This is a genomic window from Anaerolineales bacterium (assembly GCA_022866145.1).
In the GTDB taxonomy this organism is placed as follows: domain Bacteria; phylum Chloroflexota; class Anaerolineae; order Anaerolineales; family E44-bin32; genus PFL42.
In genome coordinates this window covers 1-3,886 of the sequence record JALHUE010000371.1, presented here as the reverse complement: position 1 = coordinate 3,886, position 3,886 = coordinate 1, and the positions used below count along the sequence as shown (strand labels likewise).

At 65.6% G+C, this 3,886-nt stretch carries 3 protein-coding genes; 2 read left to right on the top strand and 1 reads right to left on the bottom strand.

Translation table 11 applies throughout. From position 1 onward, the window contains the following. The first annotated feature begins 427 nt into the window (after nucleotides 1-427). A complete protein-coding gene (locus MUO23_11245; GenBank protein MCJ7513530.1) occupies nucleotides 428-964 on the top strand; it encodes a hypothetical protein in 537 nt (178 codons plus the stop codon). Between the two features lie 56 nt (nucleotides 965-1,020). Here the strand turns inward: MUO23_11245 and MUO23_11240 are convergent, their stop codons facing one another. Beyond that, nucleotides 1,021-2,559, bottom strand: coding sequence for a phosphodiester glycosidase family protein (locus MUO23_11240; protein ID MCJ7513529.1), 1,539 nt, complete (start codon nucleotides 2,557-2,559; stop codon nucleotides 1,021-1,023). A gap of 220 nt (nucleotides 2,560-2,779) precedes the next feature. Here MUO23_11240 and MUO23_11235 point away from each other — a divergent pair. Next, nucleotides 2,780-3,886 (top strand): serine/threonine protein kinase (locus MUO23_11235; protein MCJ7513528.1); only part of this gene is annotated, 1,107 nt, incomplete at its 3' end.

Sequence of the window (3,886 nt, the reverse complement as noted above, 5' to 3'; positions counted from 1 at the left end):
GGCAGAGAGCGCATCAATGCGCTGCTGGTCCGGGTGGGGTTTGCGCAGCTCGTCGATCGGTGTGGCCTGCATGGCTGCCTCCAGGCGGGGAAACGCTCCCCAGCCTGGCAGGTAAGGTGCAAGTTCCGGGCCAGGCTGGCAGCTCCCGCCGACGTCCGGCCAGGGCTGCCGCGTTTCCCCGCTGCTGTCTCACCGGCCAGGGCCGGGATCGACGCACAAGGGTGACCGGTGCCCCCGAGCGGCGGCCCTGTAGAAGCGCCCGAGTGCCGCCTGAGCCTCCCTCACGCCGAGGGCCGGCAGGAATCGCTGGGCTGGCGCGGGTGCCTCGACCTCGGCCGTAGGTTGTGTGAGCAGGTGAACTGCCCTAGAATGGCATCGGCTTCCTGCCGCGCCCTGCATCGTCCGCTCTTGGAGAGGGGAAGGCTGAATGCGCAAGCCCGTTGCGGTCGAAGCGTACACCGCCACCCATCAGATCCGGGGCAATGTTCATCCGGGGACAACCGGCCTCTTCAGCCACATGAATCTTCCGACCGAATCCTCGCTCGAGGTCGAGGAGGCTGAGATCAGCCTGCTCTACCAGATCGGGCAGGCACAGGAAGCGAGCAGTCGGCTGTGGCTGGTCAAGAACGAGATTGTGGCGGTGCTAGTGCACTCGCTGGGGGAACTTGGACCCTCGAGCGCAGTACGTAGTGGCTACACCAAACCGTTCCCCCATATGGTGCGCGTGGTGGTGGGGGGATACGAACTGCGCGGCCTGGTCCATGGCGGCGGCAGGTTCGATTTCCGGGCGATGATGTTCGAAGGCGAAAGCCGCTTCCTCCCCCTCTTCGATGCCCACCTCACGGCGCTGTTGTTCCCGAAGGTCTCATCGGAGGCGCCGGCAATGCTGTTCAACCGAAGCATGGTGACGACGGTCAGCCAGATCGGCCGCGAGCCAGGGGCGGAGAGTCGCTCTACCCCCTAGGATGCCCGCGGGCCGAGCCTATGCCTGCGGGGGAAGCGGACCGTCGATCGCAAGGTTCAGGGGGAGGCAGGGGGTGGCCAGGCTTCGGGAGCCGGAAGCGGCTGGCCGTCATAAGCCTGAAGCGCCTCCTCGACTACCCAGCCACTGGTCTTGCCGAAGCGCACGCTCCACCAGTAGGATCCCTTGGCGAGCACCCCATCCAAATCGTTCAGGCTGTCCTGCACCACGCCCAAGGTGTTGGGTCGCAGGACAGAGCGCCAGGAGTAGTTCGTGCCGGGACCGAGGTACAGGCGACTGTCCTGGCCGATGATCACCTGTTGCCCACGCGAGAATGTCGGGGATGAGACCTTCGGCTCGATGGCGACCATCAGCATGCCGTTGGCGACGGCTCGCTCGAAGCCATCCGAAGGGCGGTTCTTGACGTTGCCGTTCACCCACAGCGTAGAAGACCCGCCGCCGTCCTGGTTGATCCCCCAGCCGGCTTCCAAGCGGCGGCTGCAGAATCGGCCGAGCTGGTTCATGTCCATTCCCACACTGTATTCCGGGTCCCGGCCGTCGACCACCACGAAGAAGATCCAATCGTCGTTGAAACAGATCGCAGTGCGCGGGTTCTGGACGATGGCGCCGGCATTGTCGATGTCCAAGACGTCCCCATCCTCCAAGAAGACGAAACTGCCGCCCACGCCGGCATAGGTCTTGGTCCAGTCGATTCCACTTCGCTGGCGGCAGCCCTCCCCCAGGTCCGTGACTTCCAGTGATACGCCAACCTCGGAGGCGAACCGCGCCAGGCGAAGCAGTTCCTCGGCCTTCTCGCCCGAGGCCGAGAGGACAACGTGGTCGAAGTGAATCTCGGTCGGGCCCTGATCGACCCGTAATTCGCGGATGTAGCCCTTGGCCATCGCCGGCAGCGGAAGGATGCCCATCGGGCGGGTCATCTGGACAACGACTTCGACGCCCCGCTCGGCTGCCGGAGTGGCGGGGGCATAGTCGGCTGTGTAGATGATCAGCTGGTTGTGCTGGCGGTCGATATTCACTCCGTCGATAAGGATCGTTTCTCCGCTGGCGGGGAAGGTGACCACCTGGCGCTCGGGCCGGTGCTGAATGCACCGCCCGATGAACGCCACTCGCTCATTGGTCCACCCAAACCCCGTGCTGCCCGACAGGCTCCCGTACCACTTGGCGTACCACTCGGAGTGCACCAAGCCGCTCCACGGGACACCGGACTCCAGATCGAAGAATGAACCATTGATGGCCGCCACGACCGTGTTCCTATTCCCCCAGCCGCCTCCCCAGTTGTTGATGGCCTGGTCGTAGCGGGCGGCCATCTGGCTGACGGTCTCCTTGCCATCCAGCAGGCTCCCCGAGCCGATGGCGCTGTCCAAGGTGAGCCCTGGATTGTGGCGATCCATGCGTGCCACGTAGACGCGGTTTGGGCCCTCCAGCGAGAAGGCCTGGTACTCGATCCCTGGGATCACGACGTTCCAGCCCGGGTGCGGAGCCGCCGGAGACGGCGCGATCAATACCCACCCCAGGAGGGCAAGCAGCACGAATGCCAACCAGGCACGTCGCTGGCGCGGGGGGGTGGGGATTCCCATCCCGCCCATTCTAGCATTCGGAGGTCAGCGCCGGCGGCTCTGCGCCAGGGACCGAAGTACCACTGGCCCGCAGCATGATGTGAAAGCTGGCTGAAAGCGAACTGCGGCCCTCCCCACAGTATACTGATGCCAAAATGCCTTTCCATGGGTGGTTGCCATGATGGGCCTCACCTCACGTTCCATCCCCACGGGGCGTTGAGAGTCTGCCGGAGCCGCTAGCGTGGACAGCCTGATCGGGAGAGTTGCAGAAAGGTACCGCCTGTTGGCCAGGATTGGCCAGGGCGGGATGTCGGTTGTCTATCGCGCCCAGCGCGAGGGATCAGTTGAGGACTTTGCCGTCAAGGTCCTCTCACCGCTGGCCGCCGAGACCGGCCAGTTCGCCCGCCGCTTCCAGCGTGAGGCAGCCGTCCTCACCCGATTGCGCCACCCGCGAATTGTGCCGGTGATCGACTTCGGCGAAGTGGATGGGCGCCCATTCCTGGTGATGCCACTGGTCGCAGGCGGGAGCCTGGCGGACCGGCTGGCTCTAGGCCCCCTCGACCCGCGGCTGGGCGGACGGCTCCTCGACCAGATCACCGGTGGGCTGTCCTACGCCCACGGCCAGGGTGTCGTCCACCGCGACATCAAGCCCTCCAACATCCTCCTGGATTCCCACGGCGATGCCCAGCTGTCGGATTTCGGCCTGGCGCTGATCCATGATGCCTCGGTCAGCCTGACCGGCTCGGCACTGATTGGAACGCCATCCTACATGTCCCCCGAACAGGCGCGGGGTGCAACCGTCGACGCCAGAACTGACCAGTACTCGCTCGGGATCGTGCTGTACGAACTGACCACAGGTCGGCTGCCGTTCGTGGCCGATACGCCGATGGCCGTTGTGGTAAAGCACATGCAGGAACCCCTGCCGCTGCCGCGGTCCGTCAATTCGAGCGTTCCGCTGGCGATCGAGCGGGTGATCCTCAAGGCGACGGCCAAAGATCCAGGCGACCGATTCCCGAACGTGCTGGCGATGAATCAGGCCTTTCAGGAAGCGCTGGCACATACCCTACGGCCGTCCGGTACCGCTCCGCCGTTGATTCCCGTCCCGCCTTCCGCGCTAGCGACAATGCCTCTCGGCCGCCCAGCCGGCGGCGAACCCAGTGGGCGGACTCGCCGGCGGGTGGGCTTCGCGGCTGCGCTGGCGCTGTTGGCGGCCCTGCTGTGCCTTGCGGGCGGCGCGGCGGCGTTCCGGATGCTTGGAGGCCGAGGCGAAGGGCTCTCGGCGTCTGCTCTCGAGGGTCGGCTTCCCGGCTCAGATCCGGGCCTGGAGGTGACGATCGCCTCCCTCTCC